Source organism: Pseudomonas salomonii (genome assembly GCF_900107155.1).
GTDB lineage: Bacteria > Pseudomonadota > Gammaproteobacteria > Pseudomonadales > Pseudomonadaceae > Aquipseudomonas > Aquipseudomonas salomonii.
Genome location: NZ_FNOX01000001.1, coordinates 568,605 through 590,512, shown reverse-complemented (window position 1 = coordinate 590,512; position 21,908 = coordinate 568,605). Strand labels below are relative to the sequence as shown.

Genomic DNA, 21,908 nt, shown 5'->3' with positions numbered 1-21,908 from the left:
CCCGATAGGGGTAGATTGATGAGCATGACGCTGCAAGACATCGCCTGGCACCGTTCGGTGGGGCAAATGATAGACGCCCTGGACCAGCCCAACTTCTGGACCCAACTGGTGCGGCTGTTGGACCAGTACGTGCCGTCCGACAGTTGGGTCGCCTTGCTGTTCAGCAATGAGCACCGCCCGCTGGTGTTCGCCGAATGCCCAGGCGCCGACGGCGCGCCGGACCCTCTGTTCCAGGACTACCTCAACGGCCTGTACCTGCTTGACCCGTTCTACATCGCCAGCCGCGAACACCCGCGCACCGGCCTGTTGCGCCTGGCGGAAGTGGCACCGGAGCATTTCGAGCTGACCGAGTACTACCAGCGCTACTTTCGCCTGAACGTGGTGGCCGATGAAATCCAGTTCAATTGCCACCTGCCGGACGGGCGCACCCTGTGCCTGTCGCTGGGCTCAAAACAGCGTTTTGACCCACAGCAAATTGCCCTGCTGTCACTGATCCAGCCTTGGGTGTTGAGCCTGCTGCGCCAGCGCCTGCCCCATGAACTGAACCAGGTGAGCGCGCCGCAGCCGCCGATTCAAAAGGATGATTGGGGCGCTCAACTCACCGCCCGCGAGCTGGATGTGGGCCGCTTGATGCTCAGCGGTTGCTCCAGCAAGGAGATCGCCCGTAAGCTGGAAATCTCTGTTGAAACCGTGAAAGTCCATAAGAAACACATGTACAGCAAGCTGGGGATCAAATCCCAGTCGGAGCTGTTCTCGATCTTTCTTCAGGCGCAAAACGCCTAGCCGATGAGTCCGAACCCAAGGAAACCCGTATGAGCCTGTCGTTATTAAGCCGTTACGCCTTCTTTGCCGTGTGCGTCATTTTTACCCTCGCCAGCCTCCCTTTTATCGAACATGAGTGGCTGTGGCCCATCACCGTGGTCACCGGCGTCCTCAGCCTGATCGGCCTTTTCGACCTGCTGCAAAGCCCCCACGCGGTACGCCGCAACTACCCGATCCTGGGCAATATCCGTTACCTGGTGGAAGCCATCCGCCCGGAGATCCGCCAGTACCTGCTCGAATCCGACAGCGACGCCCTGCCCTTTTCCCGCGCTCAGCGCTCGCTGGTCTACTCGCGCGCCAAGAACGAAACCGCCGACAAACCCTTCGGCACCCTGATCGACGTGTACCAGTCGGGCTTTGAGTTTATCGGCCATTCCATGCGCCCGGCGCCGCTCAGCGACCCCAGCGCCTTTCGCGTGATGGTCGGCGGCCCGCAGTGCACCCAACCCTACTCGGCCTCGGTGTTCAACATCTCGGCCATGAGCTTCGGCTCGTTGAGCGCCAATGCGATTCGTGCCCTCAACCAAGGCGCCAGGCTCGGCAACTTTGCCCATGACACCGGCGAAGGCAGCATCAGCCCCTACCACCGCGAAAACGGCGGCGACCTGACCTGGGAACTGGGCAGCGGTTACTTCGGCTGCCGCACCAGCGACGGCCGTTTCGACCCGGAACGTTTTGCCGTGCAGGCACAGAACCCGCAAGTGCGCATGATCGAAATCAAGATGAGCCAGGGCGCCAAACCCGGCCATGGCGGCATCCTGCCCAAGCACAAAGTCACCCAGGAAATCGCCGAGACGCGCGGCATCATGATGGGCGAGGACTGCATCTCGCCGTCGCGCCACAGCGCGTTTTCCACACCGGTTGAGATGATGCAGTTCATCGCGCAACTGCGTGAACTGTCGGGCGGCAAACCGGTGGGCTTCAAGTTTTGCCTGGGCCACCCATGGGAATTCATGGGCATCGCCAAGGCCATGCTCGAAACCGGCATTCTCCCGGACTTTATCGTGGTCGACGGCAAGGAAGGTGGCACCGGCGCCGCGCCGGTGGAGTTCACCGACCATATCGGCGTGCCGCTGCGTGAAGGCCTGCTGTTTGTGCACAACACCCTGGTGGGCTTGAACCTGCGCGACAAGATCAAGCTGGGCGCCAGCGGCAAAATCGTCAGCGCCTTCGATATCGCCAGCGTGCTGGCCATCGGCGCGGACTGGGCCAACTCGGCGCGCGGCTTTATGTTCGCCATCGGCTGCATCCAGTCGCAAAGCTGCCACACCAACAAATGCCCGACGGGCGTGGCTACACAAGACCCGCTGCGCCAGCGTGCGCTGGTGGTGCCCGACAAAGCCCAGCGCGTGTTCAATTTCCACCGCAACACGCTGCACGCCCTGGCGGAAATGCTCGCCGCCGCCGGCCTGGATCATCCGTCGCAGTTGTCGGCCAAGCATTTGGTGCGGCGCATGTCGGCGACCGAAATCAAACTGTTCTCGCAGCTGCATGTGTTCCTCAAACCCGGCGAGTTGCTCACCGGCGAGGTGAACGGCGAGTTCTATTCGCGCATGTGGCAGATGGCGCGGGCGGACAGTTTTGAGCCGCATGAAGTCGCCGCTGCGTAAATATTCGAACACTCTTGACCGCTGAACCGGACCACCGACGGCATTGTTGAAACAAGGAGCTTCACATGCCGTTACTCGACTTCAGCGCCATTGCCGCACAACTGCCCGACAGCTGGAAATCCACGCGCCTGGGCCAGGTTGGCCCTGCGCGGATCAAGGTGTTGCGTATGGATGAGCAGGCTTATCAGGAGGAAACCCATGATTACAACGAAGGGTTGTTGGTGATCGACGGTCAATTGCGCTTGAACCTCGGCGGCCGGGAAGTTCGGGTAAATGCCGGCCAGATGTACCTTGTGGAAGCCGGCACTGCCCATGCCGTACTTGGCGGGAGCCATGGCACGTTGGTGGTGGTGGATGTGTAAAACGACTAAAGTCACCTGGGATTCATTAAGACATAACCATCATCCATCACGACATAAAGTTTATAATTTTGCGTTTCCAATAAAGGCTTATATATACCCAACTTAAGTTCTCTCTCAATGATTACATCTGCATCACTATCGACATTCCTCACACCCACCCGCGGCAGCATCTCGGGCAGAATGACATATGTAAAATCCACAACCCCCTTGAGGACGGGCATAGCCCTATAAAGGCCTTCACTCGCAGGTGACGCCCCGCCAATCCAGCTATTTATAATATGTATACTTTTCACCCTGGCCAACTCACTGTGTTGAATGTCATAGGCAAGACTGGTCAAAACAGCCGCTTCATACGTTTTTTGATAAGCTAAAATTCGCCCATATCCATATGAAACCGACAAACTATAATAAAGGGGCAACATCAATACAAAACCACACCACCACCTGAAATCAACCAATACCTTGTGACTTAAAAAAAACACCAACACCAGTGCGCCAGACACACCCAACAGCGTCCTATAGTCCTTATTATACACCTCAAAAACCAAGGCAATTCCCGAAAACGAAAAATACACAACCGGTAGTATTAGACAATAAACCCCAATCAGCACCCCCTTACTCAGCCGTGTGCCTTTGCAGTACAAAATCTCTTTGCCTACCCACAAATAACCCAACAATGCGACTGCAAAAAGCCCCCCCATCAGCACTTTGAACATCAACGGATAGGGCGTACTCACCTGATGTGCAACTTGCACCGAACGCAAGAATATCTCGATGATCGACTCCTTGCTTACCGACAGCATGCCCTGTCTATCTGAATGCATAAAAGGATAAACGCTTATAAGATAGATAAGGCTACCGACCGCCACCGTTCCCAACCGTATACCCATCATCGAAAAAATCTCAGCCGCGGACTTACGGTCACTCACGCACTTCACGAATTCAAAACAACAAAAAACGATAAAAAAATTGAGTGATATTTGATACAGCGCACACGCGATCGCTACCCACATTCCGGATATAATAATCGCCCTCCACTTTCTCACGCCGTTTGACGTCACGGCATAAATAATCGCTACCAGACTGAGTGCAACAGCAGAGCCATCATACTGATAAGAGAGATTTTGCAGAAAAAACGGATTATATAAGATCGGTAAAACCACCAGACAACTGCTCAACGTCGGCTTATCAAAACCCCAAAACACAAGACGTCTCAAAGCGAACGCCATCACCAATAAAGAAATGATTAACTGCAAAGGAAACAAGTTAGGGACCCAGCCACTAAAACTTAAAACATGATAATACACCTGAATCAACGGTCGTCCTTCACCTATCCAATTCGCATCAGCCTCATTTGAGCGAAGCGTATCATCATAGAAGCTGAAATCCGCTTTTACCAAAGGGTACGCATATAAAAAAACGCAAGCCAAAAACACACTTATTACTTGACGCGGCGTTAACTCACGCCAAAAAAATGAATTATTCATGTGCTTTTTCCTTTGTTCGCACCGCACTAACAGCCCCGACCACCTTATCTTTAACGACATACCTCGGCCGATGCTTGGCCTCCATATAAATCCGCCCCACATACTCCCCCAATATCCCAATCCCAATCAGTTGCACCCCGCCCAAAAACAAAATCGCGGTCATCAATGACGGATACCCCGGCACGTCATTGCCAAACAACACTTTGTCGACGATCAAAAACCCCGCATACACCAACGCCACCAGCGAAATACACCCGCCGATATAACTCCACAGCCGCAGCGGCAAGGTGCTGAATGAGGTGATGCCGTCCAGCGCCAGGTTCCAGAGTTTCCAGGCATTGAACTTGCTCTGGCCCATAGTGCGCGGGGCGCGGTCGTATTCGACGATGGCCACGGTAAAGCCGGCCCAGGACAACACGCCTTTCATGAACAGTTGCTGCTCGGGCAGGGCCTTGATCACGTCGACTACCTTGCGGTCCATCAGCCGGAAGTCGCCGACGTTTTCCTCGATGTGGGTGTAGGCAATGCGGTTGAGCAGGTGGTAGAACAGCGAAGCAGTGTGGCGCTTGAGGTAACCGTCACTGGCACGGTTGCGGCGTTTGGCCAACACCACATCGGCGCCGTTTTGCCATTCGGCAAGCAATCGCGGAACGACCTCGACCGGGTCTTGCAAGTCCACGTCCATGGGCACCACCGCGTCACCCGTGGCGTACTCCAACCCGGCGAACAAGGCGGCTTCCTTGCCGAAGTTGCGCGAGAAGTTGATCAACATCACGTCGCGGTCAGCCATGGCGAGCGCGTGGACCCGTTCGGCGGTACGGTCAGTGCTGCCGTCGTTGATAAACACAATCTCGACCGTATGGTTGCGCAACAAAGGCTCCTGCCGCGCCGCGCGGTAAAACCCATCCACGGCCTGCTCCTCGTTGTACAGCGGCACCACCAGCGAGATCCTCATTGGTCACGCTCGCGAAACACCACCCAGCGCGACAGTAGAAACCCGCACACCAGGCTGACCAGCGAAAACACCAGCACGGTGACCATGCCCGGCACGCCCCAGCGATCGGCCAGCCCGCCCACCACCAGGCTCAAGCCGCCCATGCACAGCATGAACAGCCCATAACGCGGCAATGAGGGCGGTATGGAAAAGGTGTAAAGCGCATTCATATAAAAGGACAGCGATGCCGCCGCCGCGAAGGCAAGAAAATTGCTCGCCGCCTGGCTCATCTCAAACGCGGTCCTGAACACAAAAAACAGTTGCCAATGGACCACCGTATTGGCGATACCAATGACCGTGTAGCTGGAGAATCCCTTCCATACTCGGCGCATAAAGTTGTCCTGTGGCGGGTGGCCCAGCAAGCCACGGCGCGCCCACAGCGTCTACTGTCAAAGTTGACAGGTAGCCCGCCCGCCACACTGAGACATTCCGTAATACCCAGCCTTTGCAATTGCTTACAAATACCGCCAACCTGCGCCCGCCCGACGTGCGGCGTGTGACAACACGCGCATTCGCCTGTCATGACTTAAACCCCAGCTCAAGAGCCCGCTGCCATGCTGAACGGACGCGACCCGCGCATCGATTTTTTTCGGGGCCTGGCGTTGATCTTCATTTTCTGGGATCACGTGCCCCACAACCCACTCGGCCAGATCACCCTGCGCAATTTCGGCTTCAGCGATGCCGCTGAAGTGTTTGTATTCCTTGCCGGTTATGCCTCAGTGCTGGCCTATGGCAAGGTCTTGCAACGCGAAGGCTACTGGATGGCCTGCCTGAAGATCCTGCGACGCACCTGGGTGCTTTACGTGGTGCATATCTTCTTGCTGGCGATGCTGATGGGCATCGTGTTCTTCGCCAACAGCCATGTGGAAACCCGCGACCTGGTGCAGGAGATGGGCCTGACGCACTTTGTCACCCAACCACAGCAAGCGTTGGTGGATGAATTGCTGCTGCGCTTCAAGCCCAACCTGATGGACCCGTTGCCCTTGTATATCGTGCTGCTGGCCGGCCTGCCGCTGGTGTTGCCGCTGCTCTTGCGCAAAACCTGGTGGGTGGTGGCGGGGTCGATGACGGTGTACCTGCTGGCGCCACACCTGGGTTGGAACCTGGCAGCGATTGCCGACGGGGTGTGGTACTTCAACCCGGTTACCTGGCAGTTCCTGTTCGTGCTGGGCGGCGCGGCGGCGATTCATGGGCAACAACCCCGAACGCAGGAGCATCGGCCACTGCTGCGGCAGCCGTTGTTCATCATGGCAGCGACCTACGCATTGATGGCCGGCGTGATCACGATCGGCTGGCGCTGGCCCGAGGTGCATGACGCGTTGATGCCGCACGCGCTCAGCGAACTGTTGTACCCGATCAGCAAGACCGACCTGTCGCCGGTGCGTCTGCTGCATTTTTTGGCCTTGGCCTATGTCACCGCCAAACTGTTGCCGGGGCGTGCCTGGACGCACAACTGGCTGGCACAGCAGACCTGCCGGATGGGCCGCTTTTCGCTGGAAGTGTTCTGCCTTGGCGTGTTGTTGGCGCCGTTGGCGGACATGGTCAACGCCATGGCCGGCGATGCCTTTGCCATGCAAATTTTTACCGCGCTCGTGGGCGCTGGCTTGATGGCGATATTGGGCGCCTGGCTGGAGTTCAACAAACGGCTGGACCAATCGACACGCATGGCCGCCGCCTGAAAACAAAAAGCCCCGATAAGGGGCTTTTTGTTGTGCGCCAGGCCGTCAGGCTACGGAGCGTGCCGCCGCATTGGTCGGCTGCAACTTGAACACGTAATACAGCACGGTCAGCAGCACCAGAAACGCAGGCCCCACATACAGCGCCACCCGCGTATCCGGGAAGTACGCCATCAGGCCCACCACCAGCACCAGGAACGCCAGCGCCAGGTAGGAACTGACCGGGTACAGCCACATGCGGTACTTGAGGCCCGCCGCTTCGGCCGGGCTCAGGCCTTTGCGGAACTTGAGCTGGGCCAGCAGGATCATCAGCCAGGTCCAGATCGCACCGAACGTGGCGATGGAGGTCACCCAGACAAATACCTGGTCAGGCACCAGGTAGTTGAGCAGCACGCCCAGCAGCAGGGCAAAGATCGACAGCAGCAGCGCCTTGCGCGGTACGCCATTGCTGGAGGTGGTACCGAAAGCCGCCGGCGCCTGGCCGTTCTGCGCCAGGCTGTAAAGCATGCGCCCGGTGCTGAAGATACCGCCGTTGCAGGACGACAGCGCGGCGGTGATCACCACGAAATTGATGATGCCTGCGGCGGTCTTGATGCCCAAACGTTCAAAGGTCATCACGAACGGGCTGCCCTGGGTGCCGATTTCATTCCACGGGTAGATCGACAGGATCACGAACAGTGCACCGACGTAGAACAGCAGAATGCGCCAGAACACCGAGCCGATGGCGCTGGGGATAGTCTTCTGTGGGTTGCGTGCTTCACCGGCGGTGAGGCCGATCATCTCGACGCCCAGGTAGGCGAACATCACCATCTGCAAGGACATCAACACGCCCTGTACGCCATTGGGCATGAAGCCGCCGTGAGCCCACAGGTTGGAGATACCCAAGGCTACGCCATCGTTACCGAAGCCGAAGGCAATGATGCCGACGCCGCCAATCACCATGGCAATGATCGTGACGATCTTGATCAGCGCGAACCAGAATTCAAATTCACCAAAGGCTTTGACGGCGATCAGGTTGATGGTGCCCATGCTGATCAGTGCCGCCAGGGCCCAGATCCAGCGCGGCGTGTCGGGGAACCAGACGCCCATGTACACGGCCACGGCGGTGATTTCCGCCACGCAGGTCACCAGCCACAGGAACCAGTAGTTCCACCCGGTGAGAAAGCCTGCCAACGGCCCAAGATAATCCTGGGCATAGCGGCTGAACGAACCGGCCACGGGGTTGTGTACCGCCATTTCACCGAGGGCACGCATGATCACCAGAATGGCCAGGCCACCGATGATGTAAGAGAGCATGATCGCGGGGCCGGCCATCTCGATGGCCTTGGCCGAGCCGAGGAACAGGCCCACACCGATGCAGGCGCCAAGCGCCATCAGGCGAATATGCCGTTCACCGAGTTCGCGTTTGAGCGGTCCGCCTTGAGCGGTCTCGCCAGGGGGCAGTGGTTTGCCGACAGGCATAGGGATACAACCTCATCTTGTTATTGGATTAAGCCACCGAGCCTGTGATGCAGCGGCGTGTGCGCCGTTACACCGGCTTGACCGGGCCTGCCTCGTGGGCAAACCCGCCTGGCGGACGTAAGCGGCCAGGTCAGCGGGGCGTCAGTATAAAAAGCTAGCGATAGGATATTTCACTCTATAAACACAGAAATTTGGCGATATGACCCGTAAAAAAGTCCTTGGGCGGGGGAAGTACCAAGCCTCTAGACCGGCCTTCCCAGGGTAAAACGGCGCGGAGTATTGCATAACCTGTTACGGGCTGGGGGCGCTCATCCACCGCAGGCGTGAGCGAACGCACACCAGCAATCAATCAACACTAAAGAACAAGCGCCTGGCCAACGGCCTCGAAATGCTCGTCCTTTCAATCTCCAGGGTGAGCTGTACACGGCCGGTCTGGCCGGTGCGAATCCGCGCGAATGCCTGGGCTTCGGCCTGGGCCTGGGCCTGCCGGCCAAGGCGTTGCTGTTCAGGGCTCTTGAGGTGCGCGGCGGTGTAGTGATCTGCCGGGCCCTGGCGGTTTTCATAGTGAAAATGCGCGTAGCACAGTGGCTGTCCAGTGAGTGTGTCCGTTACCACGTACACCTGCATAAAGTCCCGGGGCTTGTCGCTGGCAGGCACACGCCCGTCCTCGCGAATGATGCGGACCTCATTGAGCCCATACAGGAAGTCCACATCTTCGGCTCGATTCAACTTCAGTTTGCTCGCTCGCACGCGGGCCTCCACCCCAGCGGCGTCCAGGCGTGCCGCGGCGGCCCGCAGGTCGCTGGCGCGGACCCTGGCATTGTTCAACTGAGTGGCCGCCAGCCGTGACAGGTTCAGGCTGCGTAATTTCTTATCAATATCCGCGGCAACCATCCGTCGACTGTTGGCTTGTGCCGTCAGCAGCGCTTGCAGAGATGAAGGCTCGCATTGGCTGGACAACGCCTGCACCTTGAGAATCGCGATATCCACATCCGCCAGCAAACGCTGGCCCTTGTTCAGCAACGCGCCCAATTGTGGGTTGGCCGTGCGCCGGGGCGGTGGCTCAACCGGCTCCCACAAACCGTCTTCGGCCTCGGTGAAGGTGGCGAGCACATTGCCTTTGTCATCCACCAGTTCCGCCGTACCGGCCGGCGTTTTGACGCGAGCCACATAAACATCGCGATTACGGGTGCGGATAATCTTTTTGACCCGCGCACCTGCTGCGCCGGGCGGCCTGGGTTGCCGGGCGCCAGGCATGGGTGCCAGCAGATCAGCCAGTTGCCCATCGACTTGCTGGTGCAGGTCGGCCAGCAGTGCCTGCAGCTTTTCCAGGTTGGGCAAGTCAAAGGTGTCCGGTGCCATGGCCCGCCAGAACCGAATATGGTCGTCGGTTACCGCGTAGACATGACTGAGGCTTTTAAGCAGTTCGATACGTTCCTCAGTGGAGACGCTCAGGTATTCCAACTCGGCCAGGGAGCGGCTGGCCCAACGGGCACGATTGATCACCTGGTTCAAGCTGTCAAAAAATTCCGCTTCCAGAGGCGGGCCTTCAATGTCGATGGTAATGCCCCACAGGGTGGTGACTTGCAACGATTGCAAATCCAGAATCGAGGGGCGCAGCGGCAGCTGTGCCTCCAGCGCGCGGGCTTTGTCACGGCCCAGGCGCGGTACGCTGCGCAACTGCTCCATATAGCTGTTCTCCCGCCTGCGACTGTGGATCGCAGACGCTTCGGCGGCCACCTGGTCGCGCATGTTTTTTTCCAGGTCGGCATGCGCCTGACGGTTAAGGTCAGAGCCGGCTTCTTCGTCAGTTTCGTCTTGCAGCACATCCAATAAAGGTTTGATCCGCTGGTTGATCCGGATCATGTGCTCACGGGTGTCGGCGTCCATCAGTCGCAGGGTGAGAATCAGCGACTCGAGTATTTCACACAGATTTTCCTCGTAATGGGGACGGGGCTTGATCGCGCGCAGGCGCATCAGCAGTTGCAATTCCTTCTCGGAAAACTCGACTTTATTGCGCAGTTCCTGGCGGTAACGTGCCTGAAGTTTGGCAAGCTGTTCTGAGCTAATCTTGTCTTTCGATTCACTCATCAACTTGCGCGTCACTTGCATGGCGACGCCAGCTTTGGCGCGCGACCGGCCAGCTTCACGGTACTGCTCCTCAAGCTGGGGCAGTGAAAGCTCCAGTGCCTGCAACTGGGCTTGCATCGCCGCATCGGCATTGCCGCCGGCCAAGCGCAAGCGTCCATCAAAATCCCAGTGCCCATCCCCCAACGGCTTGAGCCACGGCCCTTTCTGAGTACCATCGGCGCTGATCACCCGCAGCGCGTCTGACTCATCCACCACCCGGTACCGATGGCCACGCACCAGGGCATGCCATTGCGGCGGCGAATACGCGGTATCACGCAGCAAGCCACGGCGCGGGCCGCTTTGTTCGGCGTTGTCCCAGCCACCTGAAAAAGCCCCCAGGCTCAAGGCGCGGGCGCGCGTATGTTGCGCGGCGGTCAGGGTGTCGCGGGCATTGCTCCAACGGGTTGGCGAGCTGAACGCTGCGGGCGGGGTACTGCGTGCAGGCACCGTGGCGACCGCCTTGGCGCTGGCCAGGGGGGCGAACACCGGATGCTCCAGCTGCAATGGCTGCAAAGGATCATGGGGCGTGGCTTGATGGGCGAGGACGACCATCAGATTGCTCAACACGTCCATGACTGCCTTGCTCCTGAGCTGGTCATCATTGCTGGCCAGGTCTTGAATATCCTGTTGCAGGCTGTCCATCACTTGCACCAGCCAACCGCCGAGTTGCAAGGGGCCGCCGGCATACGGCAACACCGTGCCAAACAGCAGCCACCCGATCTCTTTGAGCTTTACCCAGCGCTGTTCCGCATTCGACACCGATTGCCGGTCAGCCAGGGACACCAGCGCCTGGGCCGTGCCCTCGAAGATCAGGCTGCAGGCGTCTTCACTGCCCGGTTGTTTGCTGAGCTGGGCCGGAGCAGGCTTCTCGTACAGCGTAAATTCATCACCGGATAAAAAGCGGCGGATATGCGGTGCAAGGAAACCGCCGTTGGCGTACACCGCCTGGCGCGCCGGGGCGATCCACGTCAGCACGTCGTCCTGCAGCGGGCCGTTAGCCTTGATGGCGTCAAACAAAGCCTTGATCGACTCGAACCCTTGCAACATCGGATTGAGCAAGGGCCGGTAGAGCAGATGAACGCCAGTGTCCCCGGTACTGGGCCCGATGATGAAGTGATTGGTAACCACATCCTGCGTAGCCTCAGGCGAGGCCTTGAATGCCAGCGGCCACAACGTCATCGCCTGGCCCTGCACCTTGCGCTCGGCAAGGCCGGCTTGCAACGCAGCCTGTACGCGGTCGACCCCTTCCTGAGTCAGGCCGTGCTCACCTTTGAGTTTCAGTTCCAGCGCCAGCATCGGCAGTTGCACCCGTAACTGACGTGTGAACAACCCTGAGCGACGACTGCGTTCCAACGGGTCATCCAGCAGTTTTTTCTTCAACAGATCCGGGTAGGCCTGGCCCACATCGGCTTTTTCCACACAACCTTGAAGCAGGCTATAGGTCAACCACTCGGGGGCCTGGGCACCCTTGAGGGTGATCGCGGTGACGGTGTGCGGCAAGCCGGCCAGGTTTTCCAGGGCCAGCTCGGTCAGGCTCACTGTGGCCGGGTCGACTTCACCGGCGACAAAGCCCCCGGAAACCGGAATTGCCGCGGCGATCACGCGGTTGAAGGTCAACTGGACGTCGGCGGGCCGCACTGTTTTAGTGGCGGGTTCGGCTTGCAGGCAAGTGCGCAAGGCCCGGTCGGCAAACACCTGGATCGAATCGATCCCCTCCAAAAATTGTTGCCCGCCACTGTGCTCGCGGGCCAGCACCAACGCTTGGAACAGACGCGCATAGGCGATGCTGTCTTCACGGCTGGCATGGGCCAGCCATAAAGGCAGCACCTCACGCAGCTTCTGCTGGCCCGTACTCAGGTGCGCGACAAACCAGCGATGGGGGTTGGTAATATACCTGAGCAGCGTTTGGTGCTGCCCAGGCGCGAGCGGCAGGTTACGGTCGATGCTATCAATCTCTCGCAGTTGCAATGCCAGGTAACTGGCGGCCAGGGCATCGAACGGATCGCTTTCCACTTCCTGGGTAAACCACTGTTCAGTGCCTGCGTCTTCAGGCACATAGGCCGGTAACAGCGCCGCCACATCGTCGATGCTGCCCAACGGATGAACACCGCTGGCCGGGCTGAACAGCAACGTCCGTTGCCCGTGGCTGAGGATCAGCAACGGCAACATCAGCGGCGTCGCGCCGGCCAGGAACACCGCCTGTACACGCAACGACTCACCGTGGGCGCTCCACTCGCGGTCGGGCCGCGTCGGGTGCAGCAGCGTTTTGGGGAACAGCTGGGCAAAGCCTTCGTCGTTGAAACCGGGTGGTTTGCCGGCGTCGTAAAGCAACGTCAGCAGATCATCCGACAGGTAGCCCCAGCGCGTCATCTCCACCGGCAACGCCTCACGCCACCAGGCTTGCAAGCGCTGTGCATACGCCCCCAACAACCCGGCACCGCAACGATTGAGCAGCGGCTCCAGCTCGCTGAGGGTCGGGCCACCGGCCACAAACACCTCACGCGCGCGCTGGACGACAACGTGATAGTCCGCCACCAACAGCAGGGGTTTGCTGCCGGCCAAGCGTTGCAGCACCCACTCGGGCAAAGACCGGTAGGCCAGCGTGTCGTCCTCGTCCGTCGGGGTGCCGATGTAAATCAAGCCAACCTGCCATTTTCCCGCGCCCAAGTGCTCGTCCAAATAAGCCTGGGCACTGTCGTGCGCGACCGTGAGCAGGCTCGGCGGCTCGCTGAACAAGGTTTGGATTTGCTCAATGGTGGTTTGGCGCGGCGAGTCTGAAGCGGTGTCGGAAAGGGTCATGGCAGAGCTCAATGATGGCTTAAATCACGAAAGCTACCCGCTGCCATCCTGACGGCGCGGTAGTTATCTACCCTCCCGTCTGACGCGTCGAGCTTTAGCGCTCTACAAACTTCGTAGTGCTGTCAATCAGCGTCTACGCTTCAGACAAGTCCGATCAATCTGTAAGAATGGTCAATCGACTATGGGCGCACTGTGGCAAACCGATTCGCACCAGGCTCAAACTGACAGCCCGTCAGCCCCGCCGCAGGCAAAAAAACTCAAACCCGCCCAGTCGTGGCGCCGGCTGTACTGGTTGATTCTGTTGATGGCCCTGATTGCCCTGGGGTTTGCCGCCACCCGTGAAATGCACACTGCCCACTGGCAAGCCCGTACATTCAGCCAGTGGGCGGCCCAACTGACCTACACAATGGGGCCCGGCGCCAGCGATGCCATTGTGTACCCCGGCGACGGTCCGTTCGACCGGCGCCTGGGCTACAGCGCCCTGGGTGAGTTCCTGCCGCGCCTGTTCAAGCGCAACTACCTGATCGAATCCCAGGCGCGCTTTTCCGATGCGCTGATGGACTACAGCCGCCATGGTCTGTTCATTCCCTATGCCGAAAAGCTGCAAGCCGGCTTGACCATCACCGACTGCCGCGCCGCACCGCTGTATCAATTCAACTATCCGCCTCAGCTGTACAAACACTTCAACGAGGTGCCGGCGCTGATGGTCCACAGCCTGCTGTTCATTGAAAACCGCCAACTGCTCGACCCTGACCCGCCCCAGGCGAACCCCGCCGTGGACTGGCCGCGCCTTGCCAAGGCTGCCTGGTCGCAAGTCGCCCGACAGTTGCACCTGCCAGGGCAATCGGCGGGCGGCAGTACCCTGGCGACGCAACTGGAAAAATACCGTCACTCGCCGGACGGCCTGACCCTGTCAGGCAACGAAAAAATCCGCCAGATGCTCTCCGCCAGCTTACGCGCCTACCAACACGGGCCTGATACCCTCGCCGCACGGCAAAACGTGGTGCGCGACTACCTCAACAGCGTGCCCCTCTCGGCGGTCCCTGGGCACGGCGAAGTGCATGGCATCGCCGAGGGGTTGCGGGTGTGGTACGGCGCCGACTTTGCCCAGGTCAACCGGGCCCTGGACGACACCGCGCAAACCCCGGCCAGCCTCGCAGCGCGCGGCCTGGCGTTGCGCCAAGTGCTCTCGCTGATCATCGCCCAGCGCCGCCCCTCCTATTACTTGACCAAGGGCCGTGACGACCTGACGCAACTGACCGACAGTCACTTGCGGTTGCTGGCGCAGAACGCCGTGGTACCGCCCCAGCTGTTGACGGCGGCGCTGACAAGCAAGGTCAGCTACCGTGATTGGCAGCAGCAGCCAACCCTGCAGAAAGTCGAGACCAACAAAGGTATCAGCGCCGCACGCAGCCGCCTGGCCGCCCTGCTCGATCGTCCGTTGTACGACCTGGACCGGCTGGACCTGTCGGCCACCAGTACCTTGCACGGCGAGTTGCAAGAACAGGTCAGCGCCTACCTCAAACGCCTTGCCGCCCCTGACTATGCCGCCCAGGTCGGGTTGCTGGGCGAACGCTTGCTCACTGCGGCGAGCACGCCGCAGGTGCGCTACAGCTTCACCTTGTTCGAGCGCACCACCGACGGCGCACGCGTACGGGTGCAGACCGACAACACAGACCAACCCTTCGACATCAACAACGGCAGCAAACTGGAACTGGGCTCCACCGCCAAGCTGCGGGTGCTTGCCACTTACCTGCAAATCGTCGCCGAACTTCATGAGCGCTACGGCACCTCAACAGCCGCGGCATTGAAAAAAATCGAGGTCCCGGAGCAGGACCGCATCAGCCGTTGGGCCGTCGATTACCTGCTGAAAAATCCCGGCAAACCCCTGGCCGACATGCTCGACGCTGCGCTTAACCGCACCTATTCGGCAAACCCTGGCGAAAGCTTTTTCACCGGCGGTGGCCTGCACCGATTCCATAACTTTCGCAACGAAGACAACGGCCGCAACCCGACCCTGCGCGACGCCCTGCGCGAGTCGATTAACCTGCCATTTATCCGCCTGATGCGCGATCTGGTGCGCTACACCACCTACACCGGCGCCAGCAACAGTGCGCAATTGCTCAAGGACGACAACGAGCCACGTCGCCAGGAATACCTGGCGCAATTCGCCGACCGTGAAGGCACCACGTTCCTGCTCAAGTTCTGGAAGAAGTACCACAAGAAAGACACCCAGGCGCGCCTGGAAACCTTCCTCGACAGCCTGCACCCCACGGCGATTCGCCTGGCCGCGATCCACCGGTATTTGCTGCCCGAGGCCAGCCGCGACAGCTTCAACAGCTTCGTTCGCGCACGCCTGGCCGGCACCAAGGACCTGCAGAGGCTGACCGACAAGCGCCTCGATGCGCTCTATGACAGCTACGGCCCCGGCGCCTACGACCTGCCCGATCAGGGTTATATCGCCAAGGTTCACCCGCTGGACCTGTGGTTGCTGGGCTATCTGATCAACCACCCGGAGGCGACGTTCAGCGAAATCGTCAAGGCCAGCCAGTTCGAACGCCAGGAGGTCTATAGCTGGCTGTTCAAGAGCCGTCATCAGAGTGCGCGTGACAGCCGCATCCGCACCATGCTGGAGGTCGAGGCGTTCCTGGATATTCAGCAGCGCTGGCAGGCGGTGGGCTACCCGTTCGACCACCTGGTGCCGTCGCTGGCCACCGCGATTGGCAGCTCGGGCGATCGCCCCGCCGCCCTCGCCGAACTGATGGGCATCATCCTCAACGACGGCGTGCGCAGCAAAGTGCTGCGCATCGACAGCCTGCACTTTGGCGCCGATACACCTTACGAAACCCGCGTGGTCAACAGCCCCGATGCAGGTAAACGGGTGATGCCGTCCGAGGTCGCTACCGCGTTGCGCGGCGCGTTATCGCAAGTGGTGGACGCAGGCACGGCCAAGCGTGTTTCCGGCAGTTTCGTGCAGGCCGACGGCACGCCGATGGCCATGGGCGGCAAGACCGGCACCGGCGACAACCGCATCGAAGCGATGGGCGCCGGCGGCCGGGTGATCAGCTCCAAAGCGATCAACCGCACTGCCACGTTCGTGTTCTACATCGGCGAGCGCCACTTCGGCACCCTCACCGCCTTTGTGCCAGGCAGTTCGGCGCAAAACTTCAAGTTCACCTCGGCACTGCCGGTGCAGGTGCTCAAAGGCATGGCACCGATATTGACCCCTTACCTGCAAGACGGCAGTCAGAGCGCATGCCTGGCTCGATGACGTCACCAGGGTGGTATTGAGCTATTGCTTAGCCCTGATTTATTGACCTCGAATGCCCGTTTTCCCAGGCCTTTCGTTTGACTTTTCAACCTTATTTTCAAGCAGTCAGCTGAATAGAATCGATAGCCTTTAAAGGACTATTCAGGTTGAAAGAAATGCCCATTTTGCTCCCCCCTGCCACGACGGACAGTTATCAGGGCCGTCATATCGAACACCTCAAAAATGCCCTGCCCGACTGGCTCAAAGACACAACCCAGGTGCGCATTAACGCATTGAAAAGCGCAACCTTGCCCAGCGCCCCCCCTTATCCGCAGGCCCCCAGCGAAGCCCACCAACAGCTCAAGCAGGTCATTGCCGAGCATCGACGGGCACAAAACACCCTGGATAAACGCCTGGCGAATATCAATGATCTCTATGCCTTTGCCGAGCCGTTGCTAAAAGCCGCTTTGCTGACTGGCTACGGCGACATTGACGTCAAGAACACCTACCTGCGCCTCTATAGCGACGCCGCTCTGGCTTGGTGGACGATCAACGTCAAACAGGGCGTGCAAAGTAAAACCCTGTCGTTGCTGGACGCCGCCCTGGGTAACTTTTGCGCAGACGACCGCTTCGTGGACTTTGCCTTTCTCAGCGCGCAAGACTCGCGCGGTCAACAGGACATCCTGCATTTCCCCCATCGCCGCACGGGTGTGCGCCTCAACGCAGACACCTTCAAGAACATCTGCAGAAACCTGGACATCGGCGCTCGTTACCAGGCCAGCCTCCGATGGCACCTGGGGTTCGATAACCCACCCGTCGCGGCCGCCGTGCGCGATGAGGCTATCACCACCCACAAGGCCGCCCTCAAGGGCGCTGCCCACCTGGCGCAACTCAAAGGCGACCTGCGCGCCGATGCGCTGGAGACCCTGCGGGGCCTGATCGACGAAAACGCCGATGTGCGTCTCGATGGCCTGCCCATCAACAGCTACAACCTGAGCGTGCTGGATTGCCCACTGACCGGCATCCTGCTGTTCATGGCAAAACCCACCAATGGCCGGCTCATTGCGTATGTACCAGGCGACCCTGAACACCCCGTCAAGGAGTACCCCGACCCCATCGCTTTTGTACGAGAACTGACCCGCCAGTTGAAGGGCAGCCCCGCGCAGCCCACAGGGACCTACCAGCCGTTCTTCAGCCACTTTGTTCCCCATCAATTGCGTGGCCAATTTTTCGCACAACTCAATGCGCGACTAAGCCAGAAGGCCGAACAGCCCACGCTGCAATTTCGCCTGCAGGACATCACCGAGGATTATCAAAACCGTTCAGACGACCCGGCCGACAACACCCTGTGGCGTTACCTGTACCGCGTGCAACTGAACAAGTTCGTCAATGACGCCAGGGACATGGCAGTGTCCACCGCCTACGTCGATCACTTGGCCCGCTGGGCCTGGTGGGATAACTTGCAACAGGTGCTGTCGGACTTGCTGAATGTCGGCCTGCTGCTGATCACCCCCTTCGTGCCGTTGGTGGGAGAGCTGATGCTGGCCTACACAGCCTATCAAGTGCTCGATGACGTGTTTGAAGGCATTGTCGATTGGTCTGAGGGCCAGCGCACAGAGGCTGCGCAACATTTGCTGGACGTGGCGCAGAACCTGATCCAGGCCGGGCTCTTTGCCGGAGCGGGAACGTTGGGTGAAGTCATCCAACTCCAGCGCTCACCGTTCGTCGACGGCCTGCATCCGGTGCGGGTACTCAACGGCCAAGTCAAGTTATGGAACCCCGACCTGCGACCTTACGCGCGACAGGACCATGGCCTGCCTGTCGACTCGCAGCCCTCCCCGTCGGGTCTGCATCAGCATCATGGCAAGCATCTGCTGGCACTGGACGGCCAACACTATGAAGTGTTGCCTGACGCCGATACCGGCGAGCATCGGATCAACCACCCAACACGAGCGGATGCCTATCGCCCACAGGTATTTCTCAACGGCGACGGTGCGATATTGCACGAAGCGGAACAGCCGCAGACCTGGGACAGCACCACCCTGATGCGTCGCCTGGGCCATCGGGTCGAAGGTTTCACCGATCAGCAACTGGAGCACATGCGTCAGGCCAGCGGCACTGAAGAGGCCGTGCTGCGTGCCATGCACCTGTACCACGAACCCCTGCCGCCACTGTTGGCGGGCACCCTCAGGCGCTTCGAAGCTCAGGCTTACCCGGCAATCGCCAGCGAAAAAATCCGAACCGGCCGGCCGCTGGCATTGGCCCCTTCATCAGACTGGTTTATACAAACCGTTACCGAGTTGGACGGCTGGCCCTCTGATAAAGCCATTGAGGTGTTCCTCAACCCTGACCTGTCTGGGCACAGCATCAAAGTCGGCAACCCTGATGCAGCGCCGGGTAATACCTTGCCCCTCAGTTTTGACCAAATGATGTCAGGTCAATTGCCCGAGCATGTCCTGGGTTTTCTCGACGAAGCGGCAACCCGCCAGCTTCTGGGCGGCGACATCGCTCAATCGCAACGGGTGCAGCACCTGCGAAATCAACTGGCAGATCACGTGTTGCGCTGGCGCCGGGATTTCACCGACAACGTGTACCAGCAGGTGTGGGAGATGACGGACGATCCGCAGCACTTGCTGGTGCGCCAATCTTTCCCACACCTGGATATGGCCCTGCAGACGCGCCTGCTCAGTACCGCCAGCAGCACAGAGCACGCAACCATGGCAGAGCAACGCCTGCCGCTGCGCCTGCATAATCAGGCCCGGGAACTGGACGTGGCCGCGCAGTCGGTACAGGCTTTCGAAGGGTTTTACGCGGCGGCGCCCTTGCCGGTTGCCACCGAACGGATGGTCCTGAACACCCTTAAGGTGCATAGCGACAGCTTTGCCGACCTGCACCTTCAAATCCGCGCGCAGACGCCCACCGGGACCTTGCGCTGCGAGGCCGGACCTGTCGATGCGACGGCCCGACGAATTCTGGTACCGACCCTGCGTGGCTACGACCTGTTTGATCAAGCGGGTACGTGGCTGTCCTCCCACACGGACCTGTTTGAGGCGATCCTCTGCACGTTACCTGCCGATAAAGCCCAGGCACTGGGCTACCAACCCGGCCAAGGCGCTCCGTTCAAACAGTGGTTGATGAACCAACTCGCGTCATTGGCCGAGCGCCGCGTGGTGCTGGCCGAGCCACCGACCTACCGCCGGGCCGACCGGGAAACCGTGCAACTGCTGGGCGGCGCGGGAGTGAGTCGCTGCGCCGAGCCCCCCGTCGAGACCTCGGATCAAGATGTCCGGCAAACCTTGCAGCTGCTGTTTCCCACACTCAATGAACAGCGCATGGAGCTTTTTATCGACAGCGTCCCCTCTCAACAACTGCGCAGTCTGCTCCATGAACTGGTCGACGAAAAACAACGCCTGCATGTCGAGCTGCAAACCTGGAAAGACAGCCCGACGGGGCAGGCCAGAGGCAGTCAGGAGGACCGGGCGGAACGCTCCAGGAGAAGGCATCTAGCCACTGCCGTGGAGAGATGCTGGGGCGACCGATTTGCAGAACACACCGATGCCTACGGCCATATTCAGAGCGGTGCCCGACTGGACCTGCACGGCCGGCCTTTGCCATCGACACTGCCTCGACTGACGGCCAATTTTGAACATGTGACGGCGCTGAACCTGAGCAACACCGAATTCAGCCCAGCACACAGAGACTTTCTCAAACACTTCCCAACGTTGCGCAGCCTGGACCTGCACGCCAACAAACTCACGGATCTTCCCCCGGCACTGGTGCACATGCGCCGGCTCAAAGAGCTCGACTTGAGCGGCAATGACCTGACGTTCAGCGCCGACGATATACGCAGCCTGAAGAAGGCCCGCCGCCTGGAACGCCTTGAGCTGGGCAACAACCCGTTGGTACTCTCACCCGACATCAGCCTGATGCCTGCTCTGCGCCACCTGGGCTTGAGCCGCACGGCCATCACCGAGTGGCCACGTGGCCTGTTTGCCCACCACCGCGCTGACGACTTTGTGCTCAATCTGCGCGCAAACCCTATCGACACGCTACCGAACGCCACTGCAGGCACTCCCAACGCCCGTGTGATTGCGCGCACACGCATGGATCGAAACGCGCTTACGGTCGAGGCGCTTACCCGTTACGAACACTACCGAACCGCTGCCGGCCTGGACCCCAACCGCCTCTACGAACCCATGGGCAACAGCGACCCATGGCTGCTGGAGGCTGACGCTCAAACCCGTCCCATCGCAAAGCACGTGTGGAATGCGGTTGAACAGGAACATGGCTCCCAAGGCTTTTTCGAAGTGATTCGCCACCTCGAGCCCCCAGATTTTTTTGAACAGGGCGAGGACAGCCTGCGCTACGCCAACAACCGCAGGGCCATGACGCAAAGGGTGTGGCGACTGATACGCGCCGCCCATGAAGACAACCCGTTGCGCGAACGACTGTTCAAGATCTCCAGTTTTCCAGGCCTGTGCGCCGACGCCGGCGCGCAGATTTTCAATGAGATGGGAATTGAGGTCATGGCCAGCGAAGCCTTGCGTTATTCCCAAAACGCCGCCGAATGTGAAGAAAAACTCGTCACCTTGGCCAAAGGCAGTGCCCGTCTCAAGCTGCTGGGCAAGGTGGTGGGCGAAGACATCGCTCAACGCGTGCGACCGGCGGCCGAAGGCGGGCTGGGACAACGGTTCAGGTCGGATGTACGCAATGGCGAGCCTGGAGAGGTCGATGAAGTGGATGTGCACCTTGCCTACCAGACCGATCTTGCGGCCAGGCTGGATTTACCCTGGATTTCCAGCCACATGGTGTACCGCGCAACGGCCAACGTCAGCGAGGAGCAAATCAACCACGCGTACACCCAGGTGCTGGCGCTGAGCGAAGGCGACGGGCTCGTCAATCAAATGTTGCTTGAGCCCTACTGGGAACAGTACCTGCGCGACAGCCACGATCAGGCCTACCGCGACAACGAACAGCTGTATTCCACACGTTTTCTGCAGCTCGATGACCTGCAAACCGCGCAGGCACAGTGGGCGCGAGCAGACGAACTGACAGCGGAAAAAAAAGCCCTGCTGCGTGACACATTGCGCACGCTGGGCGAAGCGCTCCAAGCCCCGGACAGTGTGGTATTTGCCGACGAGCCCATGTCCGATGAGGTGTACAACGGGCTGCTCAACGATCTGGGATACAAAGAAAAGGAATGGATGCGCCAACTGACCCGCCAGGCCCTCGCCCGTGATACGGGGCGCAGCAACCGCGCTTCGTAAGTGAGCACACGGCATGGCGGCGGTTGAACCCAGCCTTGCACGCCCAAACC

The 21,908-nt window shown here is 59.7% G+C and carries 11 protein-coding genes; 6 read left to right on the top strand and 5 right to left on the bottom strand.

The genetic code is table 11. The annotated features are described in order from the left end of the window. The first annotated feature begins 18 nt into the window (after positions 1-18). From BLV67_RS02805 to BLV67_RS02795, 3 genes are all read left to right on the top strand, one after another. Positions 19-783, top strand: coding sequence for a helix-turn-helix transcriptional regulator (locus tag BLV67_RS02805; RefSeq protein ID WP_069786181.1), 765 nt, complete (start codon positions 19-21; stop codon positions 781-783). Between the two features lie 29 nt (positions 784-812). Next, positions 813-2,432, top strand: a complete 1,620-nt coding sequence (locus tag BLV67_RS02800; RefSeq protein WP_065928882.1) for an FMN-binding glutamate synthase family protein — start codon at positions 813-815, stop codon at positions 2,430-2,432. Positions 2,433-2,497: 65 nt separating this feature from the next. Continuing rightward, the gene (locus tag BLV67_RS02795; protein WP_069786180.1) at positions 2,498-2,794 is read left to right on the top strand and encodes a cupin domain-containing protein; all 297 of its coding nucleotides are present in this window, start codon (positions 2,498-2,500) and stop codon (positions 2,792-2,794) included. 11 nt (positions 2,795-2,805) lie between these two features. Here the strand turns inward: BLV67_RS02795 and BLV67_RS02790 are convergent, their stop codons facing one another. Genes BLV67_RS02790 through BLV67_RS02780 form a run of 3 tightly spaced genes read right to left on the bottom strand, consistent with a single transcriptional unit; the run spans position 2,806 to position 5,607 of the window. Beyond that, positions 2,806-4,281 (bottom strand): glucosyltransferase domain-containing protein, encoded by a 1,476-nt coding sequence (locus BLV67_RS02790; protein WP_069786179.1) that lies wholly within the window; start codon positions 4,279-4,281, stop codon positions 2,806-2,808. Further along, positions 4,274-5,236: a glycosyltransferase family 2 protein gene (locus BLV67_RS02785; protein WP_069786178.1), complete on the bottom strand. Its 963-nt coding sequence runs from the start codon at positions 5,234-5,236 to the stop codon at positions 4,274-4,276. Before BLV67_RS02785 ends, BLV67_RS02790 begins: the two co-directional genes overlap by 8 nt. Next, complete coding sequence (locus BLV67_RS02780) at positions 5,233-5,607, bottom strand: GtrA family protein (protein ID WP_065928878.1); 375 nt, start codon at positions 5,605-5,607, stop codon at positions 5,233-5,235. The genes BLV67_RS02785 and BLV67_RS02780 overlap by 4 nt, the downstream gene beginning before the upstream one ends. Positions 5,608-5,829: 222 nt before the next feature. On the opposite strand from BLV67_RS02780, the gene BLV67_RS02775 reads away from it, so the two are divergent. Continuing rightward, positions 5,830-6,954, top strand: a complete 1,125-nt coding sequence (locus tag BLV67_RS02775) for an OpgC domain-containing protein (RefSeq protein WP_069786177.1) — start codon at positions 5,830-5,832, stop codon at positions 6,952-6,954. A 45-nt stretch (positions 6,955-6,999) separates the two neighbouring features. Here BLV67_RS02775 and BLV67_RS02770 read toward each other — a convergent pair whose 3' ends face one another. Both BLV67_RS02770 and BLV67_RS02765 read right to left on the bottom strand, forming a co-directional pair. After that, positions 7,000-8,412, bottom strand: a complete 1,413-nt coding sequence (locus BLV67_RS02770) for an amino acid permease (protein WP_065928876.1) — start codon at positions 8,410-8,412, stop codon at positions 7,000-7,002. 345 nt (positions 8,413-8,757) lie between these two features. After that, on the bottom strand, positions 8,758-13,341 hold the full coding sequence (locus BLV67_RS02765; protein WP_074854396.1) for a hypothetical protein: 4,584 nt from the start codon (positions 13,339-13,341) through the stop codon (positions 8,758-8,760). Between the two features lie 181 nt (positions 13,342-13,522). Between BLV67_RS02765 and BLV67_RS02760 the strand changes: the two genes are divergently transcribed. Together BLV67_RS02760 and BLV67_RS02755 are read left to right on the top strand one after the other, a co-directional pair. Further along, on the top strand, positions 13,523-16,612 hold the full coding sequence (locus tag BLV67_RS02760; RefSeq protein ID WP_069786167.1) for a transglycosylase domain-containing protein: 3,090 nt from the start codon (positions 13,523-13,525) through the stop codon (positions 16,610-16,612). Positions 16,613-16,767: 155 nt separating this feature from the next. Next, positions 16,768-21,858, top strand: coding sequence for a dermonecrotic toxin domain-containing protein (locus BLV67_RS02755; protein WP_069786175.1), 5,091 nt, complete (start codon positions 16,768-16,770; stop codon positions 21,856-21,858). Positions 21,859-21,908: the final 50 nt, after the last annotated feature.